A 20845-nucleotide genomic window follows, 5' to 3' on the forward strand; every position below is an offset into this window, starting at 1 on the left:
CAAAAATACAGAAGGCCTTTGCAGCACGAACCGCAAAGGTCTCTAATTTCATCAGCAATACTAAAAGTTTAGCTCGCAGCTTCCACCATCACCTTGCTGGCTGCCTTGGTCTTTTGAATAGCCCAAACAAAGGCAAAGACAAAAACAGCACTCATCAAAAGTACAATGGTCGGCGCTGGAGCGCTATCCAGCCAGAAGCTCAAATAGACACCGCCCACACTACAGCCAATGGCAACGATTGAGGCAATCAGAAGCATGGAACGGAAGGTTCTGGTGAAGAGAAAAGCCACAGCACCTGGTGCTATCAGATAGGCGATGGACAGGATCAGACCAACGGTAGACAAAGCCCCAACGACAGACAGGGAAATCGCAGCCAGCAGTCCATAATGGAGCCAGCGCGTCGGTAGTCCAATAGCCCGTGCATGCTGTTCATCAAAGGAAAGCGCAAGCAAGTCCAGACGTTTGATCAGCACAAATCCTGCGCAAATGAGCCCGATGATGGCCGCCTGTAGCAGATCAGCATAGGACACTCCAAGCATATTGCCATAGAGGATGTGATCCAGATGAACATCTGTCTCGATCTTCAAATAAAGCACGATACCGAATGCAAACATGCCGGAGAAAACAATGCCAAGGATCGTATCTTCCTTGACCCGGCTATTCTCTTTCAAGAAGCCGGTGGAGATGGCGCAGAACATGCCCGCAGCAAACGCCCCGATCAGGAAAGGAATATTGAGAAGATAGGCAATCACCACGCCGGGGAAGACAGCATGAGCAATCGCATCCCCCATCAAGGACCAGCCCTTCAGCACCACATAGCAAGACAATAGAGCCATGGGAAAGCTGACCAGAATGACTGCCAGATAGGCTTTTTGCATGAAAGGAAACTGGAAAGGCATCAAAGCCAGGTCAAACCATTCGCTCATGATGCGCGCTCCTGTCCATCAACCTGATCCATGACTTGCTCATTCAATGCCTCTCTGGCTTTTTGGCGAGAAGCCAACAGGCCATATTTCGGAGCAAAGACAAAGGTGACGAGGAAGATCAAGGTCTGCAACACAACGATGATGCCACCAGTTGCTCCGTCCAGAAAATAGCTGAAATAGGCCCCGAAAAAGCCAGTCCCGGCGCCAATGGCGATTGCTACAGAAATCAGTTTCGGAAACCGATCACAGAGCAAATAGGCCGTCGCTCCGGGCGTTACCACCATCGCAATGACAAGGAAAGCGCCTACCGTCTGCAACGCTGCAACAGTAGATGCACTGAGCAAAGTAAAGAACAGGACCTTCAGCATATCCGGGTTCAGACCAATGGAGCGCGCATGATTCTCATCAAAGAAGGCCACCATCAGGTCCTTCCATTTGAAGAACAAAATCACCAGTGTCACGCCACCGATCAGCAAGAGCTGAAAGGAGTCACTCTTTGTAATGGCCAGAATATTGCCCAGGACAATCGTCTGAATATTCACCGAGGTCGGAGACAACGAGACCATGAACAGCCCAAGACCAAAGAAGGACGTGTAGATCAATCCAATAATCGCATCTTCGCGCAACTTGGTTCGCTGATTGAGAAACAGCATGGAGATGGCAGCCAAGCCACCAGCCAGGAAAGCCCCAAGCGAGAAAGGAAGCCCCAGCATATAAGCACCGGCAACGCCGGGAACAATAGAATGCGACAGCGCATCACCAATCAACGACCAGCCCTTCAGCATCAAATAGGCTGACAGAAAAGCACAGATCGTACCGACCAAAGCGCTGATCACCATGGCATTGACCATATAACGATAGGCAAAAGGCTCAAGGAGCAGATCAATCATACCGAGCCTCTTGCGGCTTATCGACCTTACCCTTCTCGCTCGCACCATCATCAGCTTCGCCATAGACAACAAACGGACGCTCATCATCAGTGATCACCGTTACCTGACGACTATCATCATCGTCATGCAATTCCGAGCCACCCAGAATGAAGTGACGCAAGACACCACCGAAGGTCTTTTCCAAATTGGCCTGCGTAAAGACGTCCTTGGTGAGACCGGAATCCAGCACAGTTCGATTGATGAGAACCGTGCGATCACAAAATTCAGGGACGGAGCCCAGATTATGAGTGGAGACCAGCATCACATGTCCTTCCTCGCGCAACTCACGCAACAGAGCGGTAATCTGATCTTCGGTTTTCACATCCACGCCGGTAAATGGCTCGTCCAGCAAAATGACTTTGCCCTCCTGAGCCAGGGCCCGCGCAAGGAAAACACGTTTCTTCTGACCACCGGACAATTCGCCGATCTGGCGCTTGCGATAGTCAGCCATATTCACCCGCTCCAGCGCATCCTGAACCATTTCATGGTCTTTGCGAGACGGAATGCGTAACCAACCCATATGGCCATAACGGCCCATCATCACCACGTCTTCCACCAGAACCGGAAAATTCCAATCCACTTCCTCGGCCTGAGGAACATAGGCAACCAGATTGCGTTTGAGGGCCTCGGCACCACTCATTCCCAAAATGGAGACGGAGCCGGTCGCCAGAGGAACAAATCCCATCAAGGACTTGAAGAGGGTCGATTTTCCAGATCCATTCACCCCGACCAACGCAGTGATGGAGCCTTGCGGAATAGAGAAGCTTGCCTGCCGCAAGGCTGTATGGCCATTGCGATAGGTAACTGTGATATTATCCGCGACTAGGCCCAACTCACGATTGTCGGGGTTTAGATCTGAGAACGGCTTTAGCATTATCTTATTCCACCAACCCGTTCGCAATGGTCTGGGTGGTCACTTTGAGGAGATCCAAATAGGTCGGAACCGGCCCATCAGGCTCGGAAAGAGAGTCTACATAGAGCACACCACCATATTGGGCGCCAGTTTCTTCCGCTACCTGTTTTGCACTTTTATCAGAGACTGTGCTCTCAGAAAAGATAACAGGGATTTTCTCAGCACGAACGGTATCAATCACACGACGCACCTGCTTTGGCGTCCCCTGTTGATCGGCATTGATCGGCCACAGATACAATTCTTTCAGATCAAAGTCCCGTGCCAGATAACTAAACGCCCCTTCACTCGTCACCAGCCATTTTTTCTCATCCGGAATTCTGGAAAGACTGGCCCGAATCGGATCAACAATAGCTTTGAGCTGCTCGCTATAGGCTTTTGCATTGGCGTTATAGACGTCAGCATTGTCCGGATCATATTTCACCAGTGCTTTGCGAATATTATCGACATAGATCAGACCATCAGATGGTGACATCCAGGCATGCGGATTTGGTTTGCCCTCATATGGACCAGACCCAATGCCCATAGGTTCAATACCTTCGGTCGCAACCACACTGGGCACATCAGACAGGTTGGAAAAGAAGCGTTTGAACCACAATTCCAGATTCAGTCCATTCCAGATGATCAGATCCGCATCTTGCGCCCGAAGGATATCCCGCGGCGTCGGCTGATAATTATGGATCTCGGCGCCGGGCTTGGTAATTGACTCCACCACAGCAGCATCCCCGGCAACATTCTTAGCCATATCAGCAAAGACGGTGAATGTAGTTACAACCTTGAACTTGTCTGCTGCAACCGCGCTCGCACCAAAAGGCATGCTTACGCTGGCGACCATCGCCACACCCGCCAGGACGGATTTCAACCAATTCATACCAATCTCCAAAAATCATACATTTTCTGGCATCCAACTTATCAGCAAACCTAACTCTGTCAAACGCTTTTAAGAAGCATTCGCAATAAATATTAAAAATAAATATATTTCAAATACTTAAATTTTAACTTAATCACAAAAGGCCTTAAAATTCTAAACTGAACGCGATAATTTCATCATCAGCATCATGTTTCAAGCACTGGCAAATTGCCCGATCAGGTGCTAGATTGCCTTTCCTACCATTCCGCAAAGACGAACAGATCATGTTCGTTTTGCTTTCATATTTTTATCAAGAGCTTTTTATGCCAAGCAGTGACAGTAGCCCGAGGCCTCAACAGGCCGCGAAGGGCACCTTGACTTCATCCATTTCCAAGGATGCCTGGATCGGCATCGCACTTGCAGCTAGCGGATCCTTTTTCTTCTCGACCAAAGCCATCTTTGCCAAGCTCGCTTATGCCGCAGGAGATCTACCAGTTGAGACACTACTGGCACTACGCATGTCTCTCGCCCTGCCCTTTTTTCTGATCACTGGCCTGCGCCTCCTCTATAAGGAACCATCCCGGCGTCTTCTATTGACCCCGGCAATCATGCTCAAAACGGCATTGGTCGGCATCTGCGGCTATTATGTTGCCAGCTTTCTTGATTTCTCGGGCCTGGTCTATCTGACGGCACAAATGGAAAGACTGATCCTTTTCACCTACCCTTTATTCGTAGTGATCTTTGGCGCTCTTTTCTTTGGACAACCATTGAGTAGATGGTCTCTGATCGCCTTCCCGGTCTCTTATTGCGGTTTGGCAATTCTCTTCTCAAGCGCGGCCAATCATGGCAATCCAAATATTGAGGTGGGTGCTCTGTTTGTCCTGGGATCGGCTATTACTTTCGCACTTTATCAGCTGATGGCCAAATCCATCATCACTGCCATGGGAAGTCGCCTTTTCACATCCTTTGCCATGAGTGCAGCCGCCATAGCCACATTGGTGCATTTCAGTATCAACCATTCCATCTCGGATCTCTGGGTCAATAATGAAATCGGTGTCTACGTGGCGCTAATTGCAATATTCTCGACGGTGATCCCCGCCTATATGCTAAATGAAGCCCTGAACAAGATCGGCCCGCAAATGGTTGGAATGCTGGGCAATCTCAGTCCGCTTTTCACCACACTTATGGCGGTAATCATCCTTGCCGAGCCATTTGGCCCTTACGAGGCGCTTGGCACATTCATTGTGCTTGCAGGAGTATTGCTCTTCTCTCATATGGACCAGAAGGCAAAGAAAAAGCGAGCTGACGAGCTCGCTTGAAATCCTTGATGCTTCTCCACCCTTGAAGGGATCTATCCCTTCAGGGCATCCAGCCCCGGTTGCAGATCGACACCCGCCCCGGCAATGAAATAACCATTGGCGAAAGGTGCATCATCATTGACCACTTTGCCATATCGAAAGCGATTGCCATCGAGATCGACGATCTGACCGCCAGCAGCGGTCAGGATTGCGTCCCCCGCTGCAATATCCCATTCCATGGTACGGCCGAAACGCGGATAAAGGTCCGCCTCTCCCGCTGCCAGAAGGCAGAATTTCAAGGATGAGCCAATCGCAACGCGGTTCTCGATCTGATAAGGTCGCACAAAAGCAGCATCGCTCTCGGATTTATGCGACCGGCTGCCAACCAGAACCAAACCAGTAAAGGTTTGATAAACCTGCATATCTTGTCGATTACAGACTTCACAGCTGACGCGAGGGTCCATCACCTCGGCACGATAGGCACCAACGCCAACCTCCCCAAAGAAAAGCCATCCTTTGGCGGGTGTATAGATCACGCCCATCACGGGCACACCATCCTTGATCAGCGCAATATTGACGGTAAATTCCCCATTGCGGGCAATGAACTCGCGGGTACCGTCCAGAGGATCGACAAGAAAAAAGCAATCCCCAATTTCCGGGATATTACCAGCAGCCACCTGTTCCTCGGCAACAACTGCAATCTCTGGGGCAGATTGGCTGAGTTTTTGAAGGATAATGGCTTCTGCCGCTTCATCAGCCGCGGTAACCGGACTGTCATCTCCTTTATGGCGAACATCGATCTCCTGTTCGTAAATGTCCAGTATCGCTACCCCAGCCGCCAGTGCTGCATCAATCAACGCCGCTTCCAGATGAGAGAAAGCCCCTGCCATACTCATAACTCCAGCCTTTACAAAGCTTAGAACGTATTCCCGAAAAGTGTGTGCGGTTTTCGGACAAGAATACGCTTCAGAATTGCCCTTGTCACATTTGTGTAACAAAGGGTTTTGTCACAAACAAGCAGCCCAAAGAGCACGAACAGCATTTTGAACAGCCATTCCAAATATAATGAGAGGGGAAAAAGATCTTTTCTCAAAAAAGCTTAAAAGGAAATCGGGCTCGAAAAATCCATCCATTCACCCGTCGCAGGATGGATCAGTCCCAGATACTCGGCATGCAGACAGAGCCGGTCAGAAGCCGTAAGTGCCTCATCTTTAGCATAAAAGCGATCGCCCAAAATCACATGCCCAAGACTGAGCATGTGAACGCGCAATTGATGGGAGCGGCCAGTGATCGGAGAAAGCCGCACCAAGGTGCTCTTCTCATCTCGTCCTATCACTTTCCAGTCAGTCTGTGCAGGTTTTCCACGTTCAAAGCAAACCATCTGTTTGGGGCGGCTAGGCCAGTCACAAATCAAGGGCAAATCCACATGCCCTTCATCATCCTTCAGCTGCCCCCAAACGCGGGCCACATATTGCTTGGAGGTTTTACGTTTTTGAAACTGGCGCCCAAGATTGCGCAGGGCATCCGCAGTTCTCGCCAACACCATTACCCCAGACGTATCCATATCCAGTCGATGTACGATCCGCGCATCGCCATAGCACTCAACGGCTCGGTGCTCCAGGCAATCCTGATGCTCTGCGGCCTTTCCCGGAACACTCAGCAAACCTGTTGGCTTGTCAAAGACAAGGATATGCTCATCCTCATGGACCACATTCAAATATGGATCCATTGGCGGCGCGTAATCCACCAGCGGCGGTGTCAGGCTTGGAGCATGGTCAGTCTTGGGATATCTCATGGCGCCCATATGCAAGACGGCGGATGATACGTCAATCACCCGCCGTGCAATATTCTCAGAATTTGGCTTCAAGCTTAGATATGCAGCGCATGTCCCAAAGCACCCAAAGCTGCTTCCTGCAACGCTTCAGATTGCGTTGGGTGAGCATGAATGGTGCCTGCAATATCTTCCAGCACGGCACCCATTTCCATGGCAAGAGTGAAGGAAGAAGACAGTTCCGCAACACCTTTGCCAACGGCCTGAATACCCAGCACCTGATGATTATCTGTCCGTGCAACCACACGCACAAAGCCACTGTCGCTTTCCATGGTCATGGCGCGGCCATTGGCCATGAAAGGGAACATGCCAATCTTGACATCGAACCCTTGTTTTTTGGCCTCAGCGGGAGACAAACCCACCACCACGACTTCAGGATCAGTGAAGCAAACTGCCGGAATGGCCGCTGGATCAAAGCGACGACTTTTGCCTGCAATCACTTCAGCCACCATCTCACCTTGAGCAATGGCACGGTGCGCCAGCATCGGCTCACCTGTCACATCACCAATGGCAAAGACATCACTCATGGAGGTCCGGCATTGATCATCAATCTTGATGAAGGGACCATCCATGGTCAGATAGAGATTACTGGCACCCCAACCTTCCATGCGGGATTTACGACCCACAGTGACCAGGATCTTATCGGCTGCCAGGCTCAATTCCTTGCCTTGCGCATCTTCCACCAGGAGCGCCTTGCCATCCTTGGAAAGAGACTTGGCCTTGGCGCTTAGATGAACGGTTACACCAAGATCCGTCAGAGACTTGGCCACCGGCTTGGCAATATCCCTGTCATAGTGAGGAAGGACTTGATCAGCAAACTCAACGACCGTGACAGCAGAGCCCATCTTGGCGAAAGCGGTACCGAGCTCCAACCCGATATAACCGCCACCGACAACAATCAATCTGGCAGGTACTTTCTCCAGTGCCAAGGCCTCGGTTGAAGAGATCACCTTGTCACCATAAGGAAGATCTGGCAATTCCACCGGAACGGAACCCGGAGCCAGGACCACATGTTCGGCATGAATGACCTTGGTTCCTTCCTTGGTCTGCACCTCACAGGTTTTGCCATCCAGCATCTTGCCCCAACCCTGGATCAATTGCGCTCCAGCCTTTTTGATAAGACCGGATACACCACCATTGAGCTTGGCAACAATGCCATCTTTCCAAGCCACCGACTGCTTCAGATCAAGCTTTGGCTTGGAATGAGAAATACCCAAAGCGCTTTTGCCAGATATGGCAAAGCTGGTTGCCTTATGGAATTCCTCTGCCACATGGATCATGGCTTTGGACGGAATACATCCCACATTCAAGCAGGTTCCACCGGGTTTTTCGCCTTCGACCACAATGGTCTTCAGGCCCAATTGCCCTGCTCGGATGGCAGCCGCATAGCCGCCGGGGCCTGCGCCCAAAATCAAAACATCACAAGAGATGCCGCCGCGTGTTGCATTCATGATTGGCACTCCAAGTTCGCTTAATCGACAAATAGAGTTGCCGGATGCTCCAGCAGGCTCTTGATTTTCTGAATGAAGACGGCTGCATCCCAGCCATCAATGATGCGGTGATCGAAGCTGGATGACAGGTTCATGATCTTGCGTGGTACGAATACCCCGTCCATATGAACCGGCTGGATTTGGATCTTGTTGACACCGACAATTGCCACTTCCGGGCTATTGATAACCGGGGTCGAGACAATACCGCCCAATGCACCAAGGCTGGACAGAGTAATCGTAGACCCGGTCAGCTCGTCACGAGTGATGGAGCCGTCCCTCGCCACATCAGCCAAACGCTTGGTCTCGGCTGCCAGATCACGCACGGATCGCGCCTCTGCATGACGGACAACAGGCACCATCAGACCACCATCAGTTTGTGCGGCCATCCCGATATGACAAGCCGCATATTGGCGAACGACATTTTCCCGATCATCGAAATGAGAGCTGAGTTTTGGATTCTCGGCAATAGCCAGAACCATGGCTCGCATGATGAAAGGCAGAATGGTGAGCTTTGGATCGCCTTCCTTGCGCGTGTCATTCATATGAACACGCAGCTTTTCCAGATCCGTGACATCCACTTCCTCGACATAGGAAATATGTGGAATGCGACTCTTGGAATCCTGCATACGCTCGGCAATTTTACGACGCAGACCGATGACCTTGTATTCATCCACTTCATGTCTAGCCTGCATGGCAGAGGTAACGACCGGCTGCACCATCGCACCCTGACCAGAGGACACGATATAGGCATCCAGATCTTCATGCAGAATACGGCCAGCCGGGCCGGTACCCCGGATATAGGCAAGGCGGATACCTGCTTCCAGGGCACGACGACGCACACTTGGAGAGGCGAGAGGTTTTTCACCCACAGCGCGCGGCAATCCTTGAGTGGGGACAATGGAATGTGCAGCGGCTACGGGTGTCGCAGGAACAGAAGAAGGCTTCGTCATTGCGGAGGATGGCTCTGAAGACACTTTTTTGTCTGCAATCTCGGATTTGTTTTCGTCTTGAATGGCAGGTTTTTCAGAGCCAGCGGCTGGTGCTGGTGCACAAACATCATCCTCTGCATCAACATTGCCTTCACCATCCACCTGGATGGCGATGATCTCGGCGCCCACCGCGGTCATTTCACCAAGTTCACCGGTAAGGGATAGGATGGTACCAGTCACAGGAGACGGTATTTCAACGGTCGCCTTATCCGTCATCACGGCAGCCAACACATCGTCCTCATTGACGAAATCACCCACCTTGACTTCCCATTCAACAATTTCGGCTTCGGTTATGCCTTCACCAACATCAGGCATTTTAATGATATGCTTGGCCATTATACTGCCTCCATCATGGCTTTAAGAGCTTTACCAACGCGCTTTGGTCCCGGGAAGTAATCCCATTCCTGAGCATGCGGATATGGCGTATCCCAACCAGTCACCCGCTCGATCGGCACTTCCAGATGGTAGAAGCAACGCTCTTGCACCTGCGCAGCCAGCTCAGCACCAAAACCAGAGGTCAATGTCGCTTCATGAACAATAAGACAACGACCAGTCTTCTTCACAGAAGCCTCGATCGTCTCGATATCCAAAGGCAACAATGAACGCAGGTCGATAATCTCGGCATCGATACCTGTCTCGGACGTTGCAGCTTCGGCCACAAAAGTCATGGTGCCATAGGTCAGGATGGTGACATCACTGCCTTCACGGCGAATAGCAGCCTTGCCAATCGGCACGGTATAATGGCCCTGCGGAACTTCCCCCATGGGATGCCCCGCCCAGCTTTGAGCCGGACGATCATGATGTCCATCAAACGGTCCATTATACAGACGCTTCGGCTCCAGAAAGAGAACAGGATCATCATCTTCGATCGCTGTTATCAGCATTCCCTTGGCATCATAAGGATTGGAGGGCATTATGGTCTTCAAACCAGACACATGGGTGAAAATCGCTTCAGGTGACTGACTATGGGTCTGACCACCAAAAATTCCACCCCCACAAGGGGTGCGAATGGTAATCGGAGCTGTGAAATCACCCGCAGAACGATAGCGAAGGCGAGCGGCTTCCGAGACGATCTGGTCATAGGCAGGATAGATATAGTCGGCAAATTGCACTTCTACACACGGCCGCAAACCATAAGCCGCCATTCCTATTCCAGTACCGACAATGCCGCTCTCGTTTATGGGACAGTCAAACACGCGATTGGAGCCATATTTCTCCTGCAAGCCAGCCGTGCAACGGAAAACCCCGCCAAAATAGCCGACATCCTCACCAAAGACGACCACATCCTTGTCTTGGCCAAGTTTGATATCCATCGCATCGCGGATGGCTTCAATCATGTTCATTTCAGCCATGGATCAGACTCCCAGTTTCTGACGTTGCTCACGCAGATGCGGTGGCATTTCTTTGTAGACATCTTCGAAAATATCACGAGCTGACGAACCTTCACCCATTACACCGTGTTTCTCGGCTTCCTTGGTCGCAAGACGGACTTCCGCCTCAAATTCGGCTTCGGATTGAACATGGCGCTCTTCGGACCATTTACCCTCATTGATCAGATAATTCTTCAGACGCAAGACCGGATCACCCAATGGCCAGGCATCAGATTCCTTTCGCGGTCGATATTTGGAAGGATCATCAGAAGTAGAATGTGGAGCAACGCGATAGGTCACCCATTCAATCAGGGTTGGCCCCAAATTGCGGCGCGCACGCTCGACTGCCCATTTGGAGACGTTGTAAACGGCAATAAAGTCATTGCCATCAACGCGCAGGGATGGAATGCCATAGCCATGTGCACGTTCCGCAAAGGTCGCCGCGTCGCCACCTGCAATGCCCTGGAACGAAGAAATGGCCCACTGGTTATTGACGATATTCAGAACAACTGGCGGCTTGTAAACCGAAGCATTCACCAACGCAGCATGGAAATCATTCTCAGCTGTGGAACCGTCACCAATCCAGGCCGTTGCGATCTTGGTATCACCTTTGATGGCCGAGGCCATAGCCCAACCAACCGCATGAATATATTGCGTCCCCAGATTCCCCGAAATCGTATAAAAGCCGTGTTCCTTGGAACTATACATGATCGGCAATTGACGGCCATGCAATGGATCCTTGGCATTGGAGAGGATCTGACAGATCATCTTTTCAAGCGGATAATCCTGGCACAGAAGCAATCCCTGCTGCCGATAGGTCGGAAAATTCATATCTCCCTTGGCCAATGCCAATTGCTGACCAACGGCAATCGCCTCTTCGCCGGTACATTTCATATAGAACGAAGTTTTGCCCTGCCTCTGGAGCTTCATCATGCGCTCGTCAAAGGCACGCGTGCGCAACATACTCTTCAAACCATGAAGCAAAATATCGTCATCTATCGGATCAGCCCATTGTCCAACCGGTTCGCCGTCGCGGTTCAGAACCCGGATCATGGTTCGCGCCATATCCTTGATCTCACGTGGATCCACATCAATCTTGGGTTTGCGCACCGCCCCGGCTTTGGGAACATCCAGATAGGAAAAATCCGGCTCATCCCCTGGACGCCCAGCGGGTTCAGGCACGGAAAAGCTCAATGGTCCGAAATCAGACATGCCCATTCCTCCTCAGCTCTCATTGTGAGAGAATTATGTCAGCATCATTGTCCTATATGATGTCACATACAGAGAAACAGTCATCCCTTTTTCTTCTCATATAAGAAAATAAAAGAGAAAATTTAGCACCTTTTAACGAGGAAAATAGATCAAATAATCCTGATGAAAAAATTTCATAGAACATACAGTCCAATTGAATTTAAAATTTGCAGCAGATTGCTTCCATGTATCAACCAATCGTCAGCAGCGACATTTCATCGGCAATGATTGAGCATCACAAATCAATTCCTGTCTGGGAAAACCAATACGGCGCTTTACCAAATCCGCAACAAAGCCTCCATTGGCCCAACACCATGTTCCCTTACCAAAAGATACGGTGCTGGCATCACATGTCTTACCCATATAAAGGGTCACTCTTTTTTCGTGATAGCGGTAATTCTCATCGTACCAGGACAATGGATATTTCGATTTCAGCTTATAGCCATGGCTGTTGCAGTTCAAAACCCAGACATGATTTTCACCGACATAATCGGTGGGCGCATCTTGTGCCAAACCTGGGGCCGGGATCACACACAAGCTTGCCAGCAAAACGAAGACGCCCGCATTTCTCCACTTGATCTGTTCCCTCATTCCATCCCTCCTCAAATTCATCAAACATCACTGAAAATTCTGCAAAACATCCCACCAATTGGCAATCGGAATAGTCATATTTTGAGGCACCCACCGTCCAAAAGGTACATGAAATTGCCAAAAGCAGCTTACGTAAAAGAAAGTCATCAATTTCTTTCACCGCTACCCGACCTATAAAATATCAAAGCACCCCAAAAGACAAATACGGGCAATTTTCGCACCTGCAGCATAGAAATACTGTCACAAATACTAGAATTTTAACCAATATAATCTCGGAAAGACTTTTACATTCAACTTTTTGAAATTTTAGACTCTATTTCATTTGTTGCGACAGCGGTCACGACTAAAGGATGAGGGAATTATACGAAACATTAATTGAATTGATTGCGCCTCTCATTTTAGATCGGGTCAAGGCCAGCGATGCGGGATTCTGTCTGACAGCCCAATTGCTGGTCGTAACATTCACAAGGTCCGTACAGGGACCCTGGCTCATTGATCAAGCTGATCCCAGCGGAGGAACCTGGAATTGGCTCAAGGGCAAAGGTTCAACGGACAACCTGGAACAGGAACCGAATAAACGGTTCTTCACCATGGGGGGAAACATGGCTGAGAATAATGATTCTGGAAAAGCCTACTGGAAAGCCAACCTCAACCTCATCACCATCTGTCTGGTGATCTGGTTTGTGGTATCTTTCGGTTTTGGGCTTATTCTTCGTCCTGCTTTGTCAGGTATTTCCGTCGGTGGCACCGACTTGGGCTTCTGGTTCGCCCAGCAGGGATCGATCTACGTATTCCTGGGACTTATCTTCTTCTACGCTGTTCGCATGAACGCTATTGACCGCGCCCACGGCGTGTCTGACGACTAAGAGAGCAGGAACGAGAGATTATGGATCTTCAAACTCTTACATATATCGTCGTTGGGGCATCTTTCTTGCTCTATATCGGCATCGCCTTCTGGGCCCGCGCTGGCTCTACCGGTGAATTCTACGCTGCTGGCCGCGGTGTTCACCCTGTTGCCAACGGTATGGCAACCGCTGCTGACTGGATGTCTGCTGCGTCATTCATCTCCATGGCAGGCCTCATCGCCTTTAACGGCTATGGTGCTTCCCAGTTTCTGATGGGCTGGACCGGTGGTTACGTACTGCTGGCCATGCTGCTTGCACCTTACTTGCGTAAATTCGGCAAGTTCACCGTGCCTGAGTTCATTGGTGACCGCTTCTACTCTTCCACAGCACGTATCGTTGCCGTGGTCTGCCTGATCGTCTGCTCCATCACCTACGTGATTGGTCAGATGAAGGGCGTTGGTGTTGCATTCTCCCGCTTCCTCGAAGTAGACGCTTCCACCGGCCTTCTGATCGGCACCGGCATCGTGTTCCTGTACGCTGTGCAGGGTGGCATGAAAGGCATCACCTACACCCAGATCGCTCAGTACTGCGTTCTGATCCTGGCATACACCGTACCTGCAGTCTTCATCTCCATGGAACTGACCGGTTCTTTCCTGCCACAGATCGGCCTGTTTGGTGATCACGCTGCTTCCGGTACCCCACTTCTGACCAAGCTTGATCAGATTGTGACGGATCTCGGATTTAAGGAATATACGGCACAGTCTTCCAACCCGCTCAACATGTTCATGTACACCATGTCCCTGATGATCGGTACGGCTGGTCTGCCACACGTTATCATCCGTTTCTTCACCGTTCCTAAAGTGTCTGACGCTCGTTGGTCCGCTGGTTGGGCTCTGGTCTTCATCGCAATCCTCTACACCACCGCTCCTGGCGTTGGCGCAATGGCTCGCATGAACCTGATGGACACCATCCAGACCGGTGAAGTTGGCGCTCCTGACGGCAACCTGCAATATGAAGCACGTCCTGACTGGTTCAAGAACTGGGAAACCACTGGTCTTCTGAAGTTCGAGGACAAGAACGGTGACGGCCGCATTCAGTATTACAACGACAAGAGCAAGGACTTTGCTGCTAAAGCAGAAGGCTTTGGCTGGAAAGGCAACGAGCTGAAAGTGGACCGTGACATCATGGTTCTGGCTAACCCTGAAATCGCCAAGCTTCCAAACTGGGTGATTGCCCTGGTTGCTGCTGGTGGTCTGGCTGCTGCTCTGTCTACTGCTGCCGGTCTCTTGATGGCTATCTCTTCCGCCGTTTCTCACGATCTGATGAAGGGTACCTTCACTCCGGATATCTCTGAGAAGCAGGAATTGCTCTACGCTCGTATCTCCATGGGTGTTGCCATCGCGATCGCTGCATGGCTTGGACTGAACCCTCCCGGCTTCGCAGCTCAGGTTGTGGCGCTGGCCTTCGGTCTGGCAGCATCCTCTATCTTCCCTGCACTGATGATGGGTATCTTCTCCAAGCGCATCAACTCCAAGGGCGCAACCCTCGGCATGATCGCTGGTATCCTGTCCACCCTGCTGTACATCTTCATGTACAAAGGCTGGTTCTTCATCCCAGGCACCAACATGTTGGCTAACACCACTGCCAACCACTTCCTGGGCATTGCTCCAGAAGCGTTCGGTGCAATCGGTGCCCTGATCAACTTCGCAGTTGCTTACGTAGTGTCCAACGCGACCGAAGAGCCACCGCAAGAGATCCAGGATCTGGTGGAAAGCATCCGCGTACCATCTGGTGCGGGTGCAGCTGTCGATCACTAAGATTGACACTCCCAAACAAAATCAGAGAAGCCCGGCTGTTCAGTCGGGCTTTTTCCGTCCATATTTGGTGCCAAAATGGCTTATTTCTCGAATTGCATAAATTGTCAGCTCATGAGTGACCTGCATCAATGACAATTTAACCTCTGCTATCGAACAATCTGATTGATTTTGATGACCGGGGAGTCTGGCATGACCATTGCCTCTTTTACAGAATTTGCTTCACATCGCCATCCATTTGACCTGCTTCCCTCAGAACGCCTGCAGGAATTGGCTGCCAGCACCCAAACCAGAACCGTCGCCGCGGAGAAGGTAATTTGCGATGTGGGAGAGAATCTCTCCAGTCTGTATCTGATTGAAAAAGGCGCTGTTGATCTCATCACGCCAGAAGGCTCACTACTGCTTCACTTGAATGTCGGCAATTGCTTTGGTGAACGGGCCCTGTTGTCAGATGGCAAGTCCCCGAACAAGGCCGTTGCCAGCGAAGAAACTTCTCTTTTCATCATCCCTGGAGAGGAATTTCAAAACCTGATCAAAAACTATCCACCTTTCCATTCTTTCTTCGATAGTTCCTTGGCCAGAAAAGCTCCAACAACACCACAAAACACTGATTCCACAACAAGCCTGATCTCGGTTTCCATCGACAATCTGATGACGCCAAACCCCATCACTATTCCGCCATCTGCGACTGTGATGGAGGCGGCACAAATCATGCGAGAGAAAAACATTTCCTGCGTGTTGATCTCGGAGAGTGACACCCTCACCGGCATTCTCACCACGGGCGATCTCAGTCATCGTGTAGTTGCTGCGGGCCGACCATCAGACACGATGGTTGGCGAAGTCATGACATCAAATCCTTTCACCCTGGGGCCGGACGCGCTTGGATTTGATGCCTTGATGGCCATGATGGAGCGTTCCCACACCCATTTGCCAGTGGTTGAGAATGGAAAACTGGTCGGCATTCTTACAAACACCAATCTGGTACGCCAACAAGCCGTTTCCGCTCCTTTCATCATTCGCGACATCAGCCGCCAGAACAGCTTTGAAGCCCTGAATGAAATCGTCTCCAAGACACCTCAGATGCTGGCGCAATTGGTCGGTTCTGGTGTGGACGCCCATAACATCGGCCGCATCATCACCAATGTGACAGATACCCTGACCCGTCGTCTTGTCACAATGGCAGAAGAGAAATTCGGCCCTGCCCCGGTGCCCTATCTGTGGCTGGCTTGCGGCTCTCAAGGTCGGCAAGAACAAACCGGCGTTTCCGATCAGGACAATTGTCTGATTTTGGACAATGCCTATCGTGAAGCCGAACATGGTGACTATTTCAAGCAATTTGCCCAATATGTCTCGGACGGGCTGGACGCCTGCGGTTACTTCTATTGTCCCGGCGACATGATGGCTACAAATTCACGATGGTGCCAGCCTGCAGATATTTGGCGCGGTTACTTCAATCATTGGATCGACAAACCCGACCCAATGGCCCAGATGCTGGCCAGCGTCATGTTTGATCTACGCCCCATCTGCGGCAATGAGCTGCTCTTTGATGGCATGTATCAGGAAACTTTGGAGAAGGCGCAGAAAAACTCGATCTTCCGCGCGCACATGATTTCCAATTCCCTCAGCCATACACCACCACTAAATCTCTTCCGTGGCTTTGCTCTCATCAAAAAGGGTGAGCATAAAGACACTGTTGATCTGAAACATAATGGCGTGGTCCCGATCGTGGATCTTGGACGAGCTTATGCATTGGAAGCAGCGATCGAGAATGCCAACACACGTGAACGCCTGCTACTGGCGCGCGATGCCAAAGCACTCAGTTCTTCTGGCGCAGGCGATTTGATCGATGCTTATGATCTAATCGCCAATATGCGTCTGGAACATCAGGCCAAGCAGATCAGAGAAGGCCAGAAGCCGGATAATTTCATGCCACCTGCCATCCTGTCAGAGCTGGAACGCAATCACCTGAAAGACGCTTTCATCGTCATCAAGACAATGCAATCTGCTCTTGGCCACAGTCATGGAGCGAATATTTAAGATATTCGATGAAAGCATCGCGCTTTCATCAGAAAACGCTAGCCGAGCGGGCCATCGATAATGGTCCGACCCGCTTGGTACCCTGATCAGATGATCAGGGATAACGCAAGGGCATAACTAGTCAGAAAAGCTAACATATTTCGATTGGACATGGCCGCACCAGATTGCTAAACCTCTCTGGTGCGGAACATGCGGCAGGCTTCAGACCTGTCAGGTTAATCCAGAGCCAGACCCAGTCGGAGACATTTTATGCTTTTCAATCTTCTAGGCACCTTCGTCGCTGGCATCGGCGCAGCAGGCATCATAATCCTGTTGTATAAATATATTCTGCGCATACCACGTCCCAAAGCCGCTATTCCGGCTGCAGCCGGTGCCATGATGATCCTCTTCCAGGTCTTTCTGGATTATGGTTGGTTCTCTCGTGCAACCGCTGATTTCGAGGGCGATCTGGTGGTTATCTCCACTTTTGAAGGCAAAAGCTTGCTCCAACCACTTTCTTACGTCATTCCGCGTACAGATCGTTTCATTGCACTCGAAGTTGCAACTCTCAAGGAACATGAAAGCTTGCCCGGCATAAAATTGGGTACCCTTCATATCATCGCCCGCGATGCCCCCAATGGTCAGCGCAAACAATTGTTCGATTGCATCAACAACAAACGCGCCGATATCAGCCCTGACTTGTCTCTGACTGCAGACGATCTACAATCCAAAGCCAAATGGCTGGATATGCCCACAGGATGGAGCACCGCTGCCTGCAAATAGGGAAATTACCTACAACCTTGGACTAATTAAAACTGAAAAATCAAAGGCTACCTCCCAAAACTAGGAGCAATGGCCAATAGCTTTTCCTATCAAAAAACGTCATAATCATGCCCAGACTATGGCAATGTCTTTTGATCAAGCGCAAAGCCTTATCACTCATCAGGCCTTATCCTGATTGCATAAATGCTGGTTTTCGGAAGTCGTTTTCGGCCGTTTTTAATTGCGAAGTTTCATCTCCGCAAACTCATTCTACCGAGCGGCAGAACGTTTGGACTCTGCATATTATGATAGACATTGGCACATATGGCATCTGGGAGGAGCGCCACTATGACCAAATCCATTTTGGTGGTGGATGACGAAACATCCATCAATTTCGCATTAGAGCATTTGATGAAATCCGAAGGCTATAAGGTTGCTACTGCGCATGATGGCAACGAGGCCATTGATTGCGTTTGTCAGACCCATCCGGACCTCATTCTGCTGGATGTCTCCCTGCCCCATAAAGATGGTTATGAAATTTGTCAGGCACTGCGTGCAGATACCACCACTCAGAATATCAAAATCATCATGATGAGCGCTCGCAGCCGCGACATCGAGATCGAGAAAGGACTGGCAATGGGCGCAAATGCCTATCTCACCAAACCTTTCTCGCTGGGTAAGGTTACCCAGACAGTCCGGGATATTCTGGCGCAAGCCTGATCCATCTCCACATCCATCCTGGCCTTCATATCTCTTCAGCCATAAGCTGAAGATCCTATTGCTGAAAACTGCCTGACATGATTGAACGCCTCAGCCTGCGGCTCCGCATATTTCTATTCTTCGCCTTCATTGGCCTCGCCTCTTGTGCCATCATCGTTGCCTCTCTCTATTTCGCTCTTGGTCGCATTGGCCCAGAGGCAACACCACATCTGGTATTGTTTGGTGGTATTTCCTGTTTTGCCATCCTGTTGCTCAATGGATATGTCTGGCAGAAATTCGATCTCAATGTTGCCAACCCGATCGATATGATCGTCAAGGATGTGCGCACATTGGTCCATGCAGGCGCTCAACAGGATCTGAATTCCGAAACCGGAAAATATCTTGGCTTTCTCAATCCCGCCATTCGCGAAATTTCCCAGGCCTTGGTAGAAGCAAGAGAGGAAACAGATAAGCAGGTTTCAGAGGCCACAGCATTGGCCAATCGTCAGAAGCGCCGTCTGGAAACCGTTCTTCAGGATCTTGATCAGGGCGTTCTGATCTGCAATCTGGAAAACAAGATCCTGCTTTACAACAAGCGTGCCCTGAATATCCTGCATGTCTCAGGCGAACTGGGCCTTGGTCGAACACTTTTCTCTGTTGTCTCAGCAGCCCCTTTTCGCCATGCACTGGACCGTCTACACAACCGATTTGAAGAAGGCCGCCACAAGCGTCACAAGGAAGGCCTCTCAACAATGGTAATCGGCGCCACAGCCGACGGGGGTCATACCCTGCAAGGCAAGGTGACACTCATCGTCAATACAGAAGAAAATCTCGCTACCGGCTATACAGTCACCTTTGAGGATATCACCCATCAACTGGCCGAAAATGTAGAGCGAGACCGCCTGCTCCATCAGGCAATGATGGAGCTACGTCATCCTGCCGCCAATTTGCAAGCAACAGCAGAAATGCTGGCAGGTGATTTCAATCTGGATGCAGACACCCGCAAAAACTTCGAAAAGATTCTGGTAAAGGAAACACATTCACTTTCGGCCAGCATCGAAGCCATGGATAACAAATCTCATCAACTCATGGCTGGTGCCTGGCCCATGTCAGATGTATATTCTTCCTCACTTTTCAATTGCATATTGCGCCGCAATGCATCCGAGGATCTGACGCTGACCTGCGAGTTTGTCGGTACACCGGTCTGGCTACATTGTGATAGTGTCACCATTGTCGAGTTGATCGAATTTGTCATGCGCAAGGTCGCCAGCCAAACAGGCCTGCGTGTCTTCCAACTATCCGCCAATCGCACAGGACGCAAAATCTATATCGATCTCTACTGGCATGGTGAAATGGTCACCATCTCCCAAATCGATAGCTGGCTCGATGAACCGCTGGACGCTGATCTGGGCGAGATCACTGGACGCGATGTACTGGATCGCCACAAGACTGATTTCTGGTGCACAAAAACGCCGGATGGCACCGTTCATCTACGCCTCCCCTTGACGCCAGCTCGCGATCATCATGAAGATGACATCGAAGTTGAACGAGAAATCATACCGGAACGTCTGGATTTCTATGATTTTGATCTGATGGAACGAACCGACCTCTCTGATATCGAGGACACCCCCCTGCGCGAACTGACCTTCGTGGTATTCGACACGGAAACCACAGGACTGGAGCCTTCAAATGGTGATGAGATGATTTCCATCGCAGGCGTTCGCATTGTCAATGGACGTATCATGAGGGGCGAAAGCTTTGATCAATACATCCATCCGGGTCGCTCCATCCCGGCCGCCTCTACTGCAATCCATCACATCACCAACGAGATGGTGGCCGATGCACCACCTGTCGAAGAGGTTCTCCCCAAATTTCATTCCTATGTCAGTGATGCGGTTCTGGTAGCCCACAATGCCGCCTTCGATATGAAATTCCTATCTCTCAAGGAAGCTCAGACAGGTCTGAAATTCTCCAACCCTGTGCTGGACACCGTCTTGTTGGCCGCCCATCTTCAGGGTCAAACCGCAAGTCTGACGCTGGACACACTGGCAGAGCAGTTCGGTATCGAAATTCCGCCAGAGGTGCGTCACACTGCCCTCGGTGACTCTCTCGCTACAGCAGAAGTTCTCCTGCGTCTGATTGACCTCCTGGAGGCAGGTGGCATCAACACTCTACGCGATGCCGTCGAGGTGGAAAAAAAAGCAGCAGCCATCCGCAAACAGCAAGCCAAGTATTAGACAGCTCAGGACATCCATGATAGGCAGACAGCTTCTA

Annotated in this window: 18 protein-coding genes; 7 read left to right on the top strand and 11 right to left on the bottom strand. The window is 50.6% G+C overall.

The genetic code is table 11. The features are described from left to right. Nucleotides 1–68: 68 nt before the first annotated feature. The 4 genes from CRO57_RS20440 to CRO57_RS20455 are packed head-to-tail and all read right to left on the bottom strand — an operon-like array spanning nt 69 to nt 3600. Entirely contained in the window at nt 69–926 is an 858-nt protein-coding gene (locus CRO57_RS20440; RefSeq protein ID WP_097155364.1) for a metal ABC transporter permease, read from the bottom strand. Beyond that, the gene (locus CRO57_RS20445) at nt 923–1816 is read right to left on the bottom strand and encodes a metal ABC transporter permease (protein ID WP_097155365.1); all 894 of its coding nucleotides are present in this window, start codon (nt 1814–1816) and stop codon (nt 923–925) included. The genes CRO57_RS20440 and CRO57_RS20445 overlap by 4 nt, the downstream gene beginning before the upstream one ends. Next, on the bottom strand, nt 1809–2729 hold the full coding sequence (locus CRO57_RS20450) for a manganese/iron ABC transporter ATP-binding protein (protein WP_097155366.1): 921 nt from the start codon (nt 2727–2729) through the stop codon (nt 1809–1811). Before CRO57_RS20450 ends, CRO57_RS20445 begins: the two co-directional genes overlap by 8 nt. A gap of 4 nt (nt 2730–2733) precedes the next feature. Then, nucleotides 2734–3600, bottom strand: coding sequence for a metal ABC transporter substrate-binding protein (locus tag CRO57_RS20455; protein ID WP_280176202.1), 867 nt, complete (start codon nt 3598–3600; stop codon nt 2734–2736). 338 nt (nt 3601–3938) lie between these two features. Between CRO57_RS20455 and CRO57_RS20460 the strand changes: the two genes are divergently transcribed. Next, the gene (locus CRO57_RS20460; protein ID WP_170956189.1) at nt 3939–4934 is read left to right on the top strand and encodes a DMT family transporter; all 996 of its coding nucleotides are present in this window, start codon (nt 3939–3941) and stop codon (nt 4932–4934) included. A gap of 32 nt (nt 4935–4966) precedes the next feature. Here the strand turns inward: CRO57_RS20460 and cysQ are convergent, their stop codons facing one another. The 7 genes from cysQ to CRO57_RS20495 form a co-directional block, all read right to left on the bottom strand. Further along, entirely contained in the window at nt 4967–5809 is an 843-nt protein-coding gene (gene cysQ, locus CRO57_RS20465; protein WP_244580168.1) for a 3'(2'),5'-bisphosphate nucleotidase CysQ, read from the bottom strand. Between the two features lie 203 nt (nt 5810–6012). Then, a complete protein-coding gene (locus CRO57_RS20470) occupies nt 6013–6642 on the bottom strand; it encodes an RluA family pseudouridine synthase (protein WP_097155488.1) in 630 nt (209 codons plus the stop codon). 140 nt (nt 6643–6782) lie between these two features. Then, nucleotides 6783–8195 carry a dihydrolipoyl dehydrogenase gene (lpdA, locus tag CRO57_RS20475; protein ID WP_097155370.1) on the bottom strand — a complete coding sequence of 471 codons (1413 nt, stop codon included), beginning with the start codon at nt 8193–8195 and terminating at the stop codon, nt 6783–6785. A 20-nt stretch (nt 8196–8215) separates the two neighbouring features. Next, nucleotides 8216–9559 carry a dihydrolipoamide acetyltransferase family protein gene (locus tag CRO57_RS20480; RefSeq protein ID WP_097155371.1) on the bottom strand — a complete coding sequence of 448 codons (1344 nt, stop codon included), beginning with the start codon at nt 9557–9559 and terminating at the stop codon, nt 8216–8218. Further along, complete coding sequence (locus tag CRO57_RS20485; protein WP_097155372.1) at nt 9559–10575, bottom strand: alpha-ketoacid dehydrogenase subunit beta; 1017 nt, start codon at nt 10573–10575, stop codon at nt 9559–9561. The genes CRO57_RS20480 and CRO57_RS20485 overlap by 1 nt, the downstream gene beginning before the upstream one ends. 3 nt (nt 10576–10578) lie before the next feature. Then, nucleotides 10579–11805, bottom strand: a complete 1227-nt coding sequence (locus CRO57_RS20490) for a 3-methyl-2-oxobutanoate dehydrogenase (2-methylpropanoyl-transferring) subunit alpha (RefSeq protein WP_097155489.1) — start codon at nt 11803–11805, stop codon at nt 10579–10581. A 240-nt stretch (nt 11806–12045) separates the two neighbouring features. Further along, the gene (locus CRO57_RS20495) at nt 12046–12435 is read right to left on the bottom strand and encodes a hypothetical protein (RefSeq protein ID WP_097155373.1); all 390 of its coding nucleotides are present in this window, start codon (nt 12433–12435) and stop codon (nt 12046–12048) included. A gap of 350 nt (nt 12436–12785) precedes the next feature. Here CRO57_RS20495 and CRO57_RS25210 point away from each other — a divergent pair, with 350 nt between their 5' ends. From CRO57_RS25210 to CRO57_RS20525, 6 genes are all read left to right on the top strand, one after another. Further along, entirely contained in the window at nt 12786–13301 is a 516-nt protein-coding gene (locus CRO57_RS25210) for a DUF4212 domain-containing protein (RefSeq protein ID WP_244580169.1), read from the top strand. A gap of 20 nt (nt 13302–13321) precedes the next feature. Further along, nucleotides 13322–15097: a sodium:solute symporter family protein gene (locus CRO57_RS20505; RefSeq protein ID WP_097155374.1), complete on the top strand. Its 1776-nt coding sequence runs from the start codon at nt 13322–13324 to the stop codon at nt 15095–15097. A gap of 189 nt (nt 15098–15286) precedes the next feature. Next, the gene (locus CRO57_RS20510) at nt 15287–17131 is read left to right on the top strand and encodes a DUF294 nucleotidyltransferase-like domain-containing protein (protein ID WP_097155375.1); all 1845 of its coding nucleotides are present in this window, start codon (nt 15287–15289) and stop codon (nt 17129–17131) included. Between the two features lie 249 nt (nt 17132–17380). Beyond that, nucleotides 17381–17893: a hypothetical protein gene (locus tag CRO57_RS20515; protein WP_097155376.1), complete on the top strand. Its 513-nt coding sequence runs from the start codon at nt 17381–17383 to the stop codon at nt 17891–17893. 327 nt (nt 17894–18220) lie between these two features. Beyond that, on the top strand, nt 18221–18592 hold the full coding sequence (locus CRO57_RS20520) for a response regulator transcription factor (RefSeq protein WP_097155377.1): 372 nt from the start codon (nt 18221–18223) through the stop codon (nt 18590–18592). Between the two features lie 77 nt (nt 18593–18669). Continuing rightward, the gene (locus CRO57_RS20525) at nt 18670–20808 is read left to right on the top strand and encodes a 3'-5' exonuclease (protein ID WP_097155378.1); all 2139 of its coding nucleotides are present in this window, start codon (nt 18670–18672) and stop codon (nt 20806–20808) included. Nucleotides 20809–20845 lie beyond the last annotated feature (37 nt).

Origin of the sequence: Cohaesibacter gelatinilyticus, assembly GCF_900215605.1 — a bacterium.
In the GTDB taxonomy this organism is placed as follows: Bacteria; Pseudomonadota; Alphaproteobacteria; order Rhizobiales; family Cohaesibacteraceae; genus Cohaesibacter; species Cohaesibacter gelatinilyticus.

Excerpts from the sequence above, each read along its gene's own strand:
- CRO57_RS20440 (WP_097155364.1), bottom strand. The coding sequence starts at position 926 with ATGAGCGAATGGTTTGACCTGGCTTTGATGCCTTTCCAGTTTCCTTTC.
- CRO57_RS20445 (WP_097155365.1), bottom strand. The coding sequence starts at position 1,816 with ATGATTGATCTGCTCCTTGAGCCTTTTGCCTATCGTTATATGGTCAAT.
- CRO57_RS20450 (WP_097155366.1), bottom strand. The coding sequence starts at position 2,729 with ATGCTAAAGCCGTTCTCAGATCTAAACCCCGACAATCGTGAGTTGGGC.
- CRO57_RS20455 (WP_280176202.1), bottom strand. The coding sequence starts at position 3,600 with ATGGTCGCCAGCGTAAGCATGCCTTTTGGTGCGAGCGCGGTTGCAGCA.
- CRO57_RS20460 (WP_170956189.1), top strand. The coding sequence starts at position 3,939 with ATGCCAAGCAGTGACAGTAGCCCGAGGCCTCAACAGGCCGCGAAGGGC.
- cysQ (WP_244580168.1), bottom strand. The coding sequence starts at position 5,809 with ATGAGTATGGCAGGGGCTTTCTCTCATCTGGAAGCGGCGTTGATTGAT.
- CRO57_RS20470 (WP_097155488.1), bottom strand. The coding sequence starts at position 6,642 with ATGGATCCATATTTGAATGTGGTCCATGAGGATGAGCATATCCTTGTC.
- lpdA (WP_097155370.1), bottom strand. The coding sequence starts at position 8,195 with ATGAATGCAACACGCGGCGGCATCTCTTGTGATGTTTTGATTTTGGGC.
- CRO57_RS20480 (WP_097155371.1), bottom strand. The coding sequence starts at position 9,559 with ATGGCCAAGCATATCATTAAAATGCCTGATGTTGGTGAAGGCATAACC.
- CRO57_RS20485 (WP_097155372.1), bottom strand. The coding sequence starts at position 10,575 with ATGGCTGAAATGAACATGATTGAAGCCATCCGCGATGCGATGGATATC.
- CRO57_RS20490 (WP_097155489.1), bottom strand. The coding sequence starts at position 11,805 with ATGTCTGATTTCGGACCATTGAGCTTTTCCGTGCCTGAACCCGCTGGG.
- CRO57_RS20495 (WP_097155373.1), bottom strand. The coding sequence starts at position 12,435 with ATGAGGGAACAGATCAAGTGGAGAAATGCGGGCGTCTTCGTTTTGCTG.
- CRO57_RS25210 (WP_244580169.1), top strand. The coding sequence starts at position 12,786 with ATGAGGGAATTATACGAAACATTAATTGAATTGATTGCGCCTCTCATT.
- CRO57_RS20505 (WP_097155374.1), top strand. The coding sequence starts at position 13,322 with ATGGATCTTCAAACTCTTACATATATCGTCGTTGGGGCATCTTTCTTG.
- CRO57_RS20510 (WP_097155375.1), top strand. The coding sequence starts at position 15,287 with ATGACCATTGCCTCTTTTACAGAATTTGCTTCACATCGCCATCCATTT.
- CRO57_RS20515 (WP_097155376.1), top strand. The coding sequence starts at position 17,381 with ATGCTTTTCAATCTTCTAGGCACCTTCGTCGCTGGCATCGGCGCAGCA.
- CRO57_RS20520 (WP_097155377.1), top strand. The coding sequence starts at position 18,221 with ATGACCAAATCCATTTTGGTGGTGGATGACGAAACATCCATCAATTTC.
- CRO57_RS20525 (WP_097155378.1), top strand. The coding sequence starts at position 18,670 with ATGATTGAACGCCTCAGCCTGCGGCTCCGCATATTTCTATTCTTCGCC.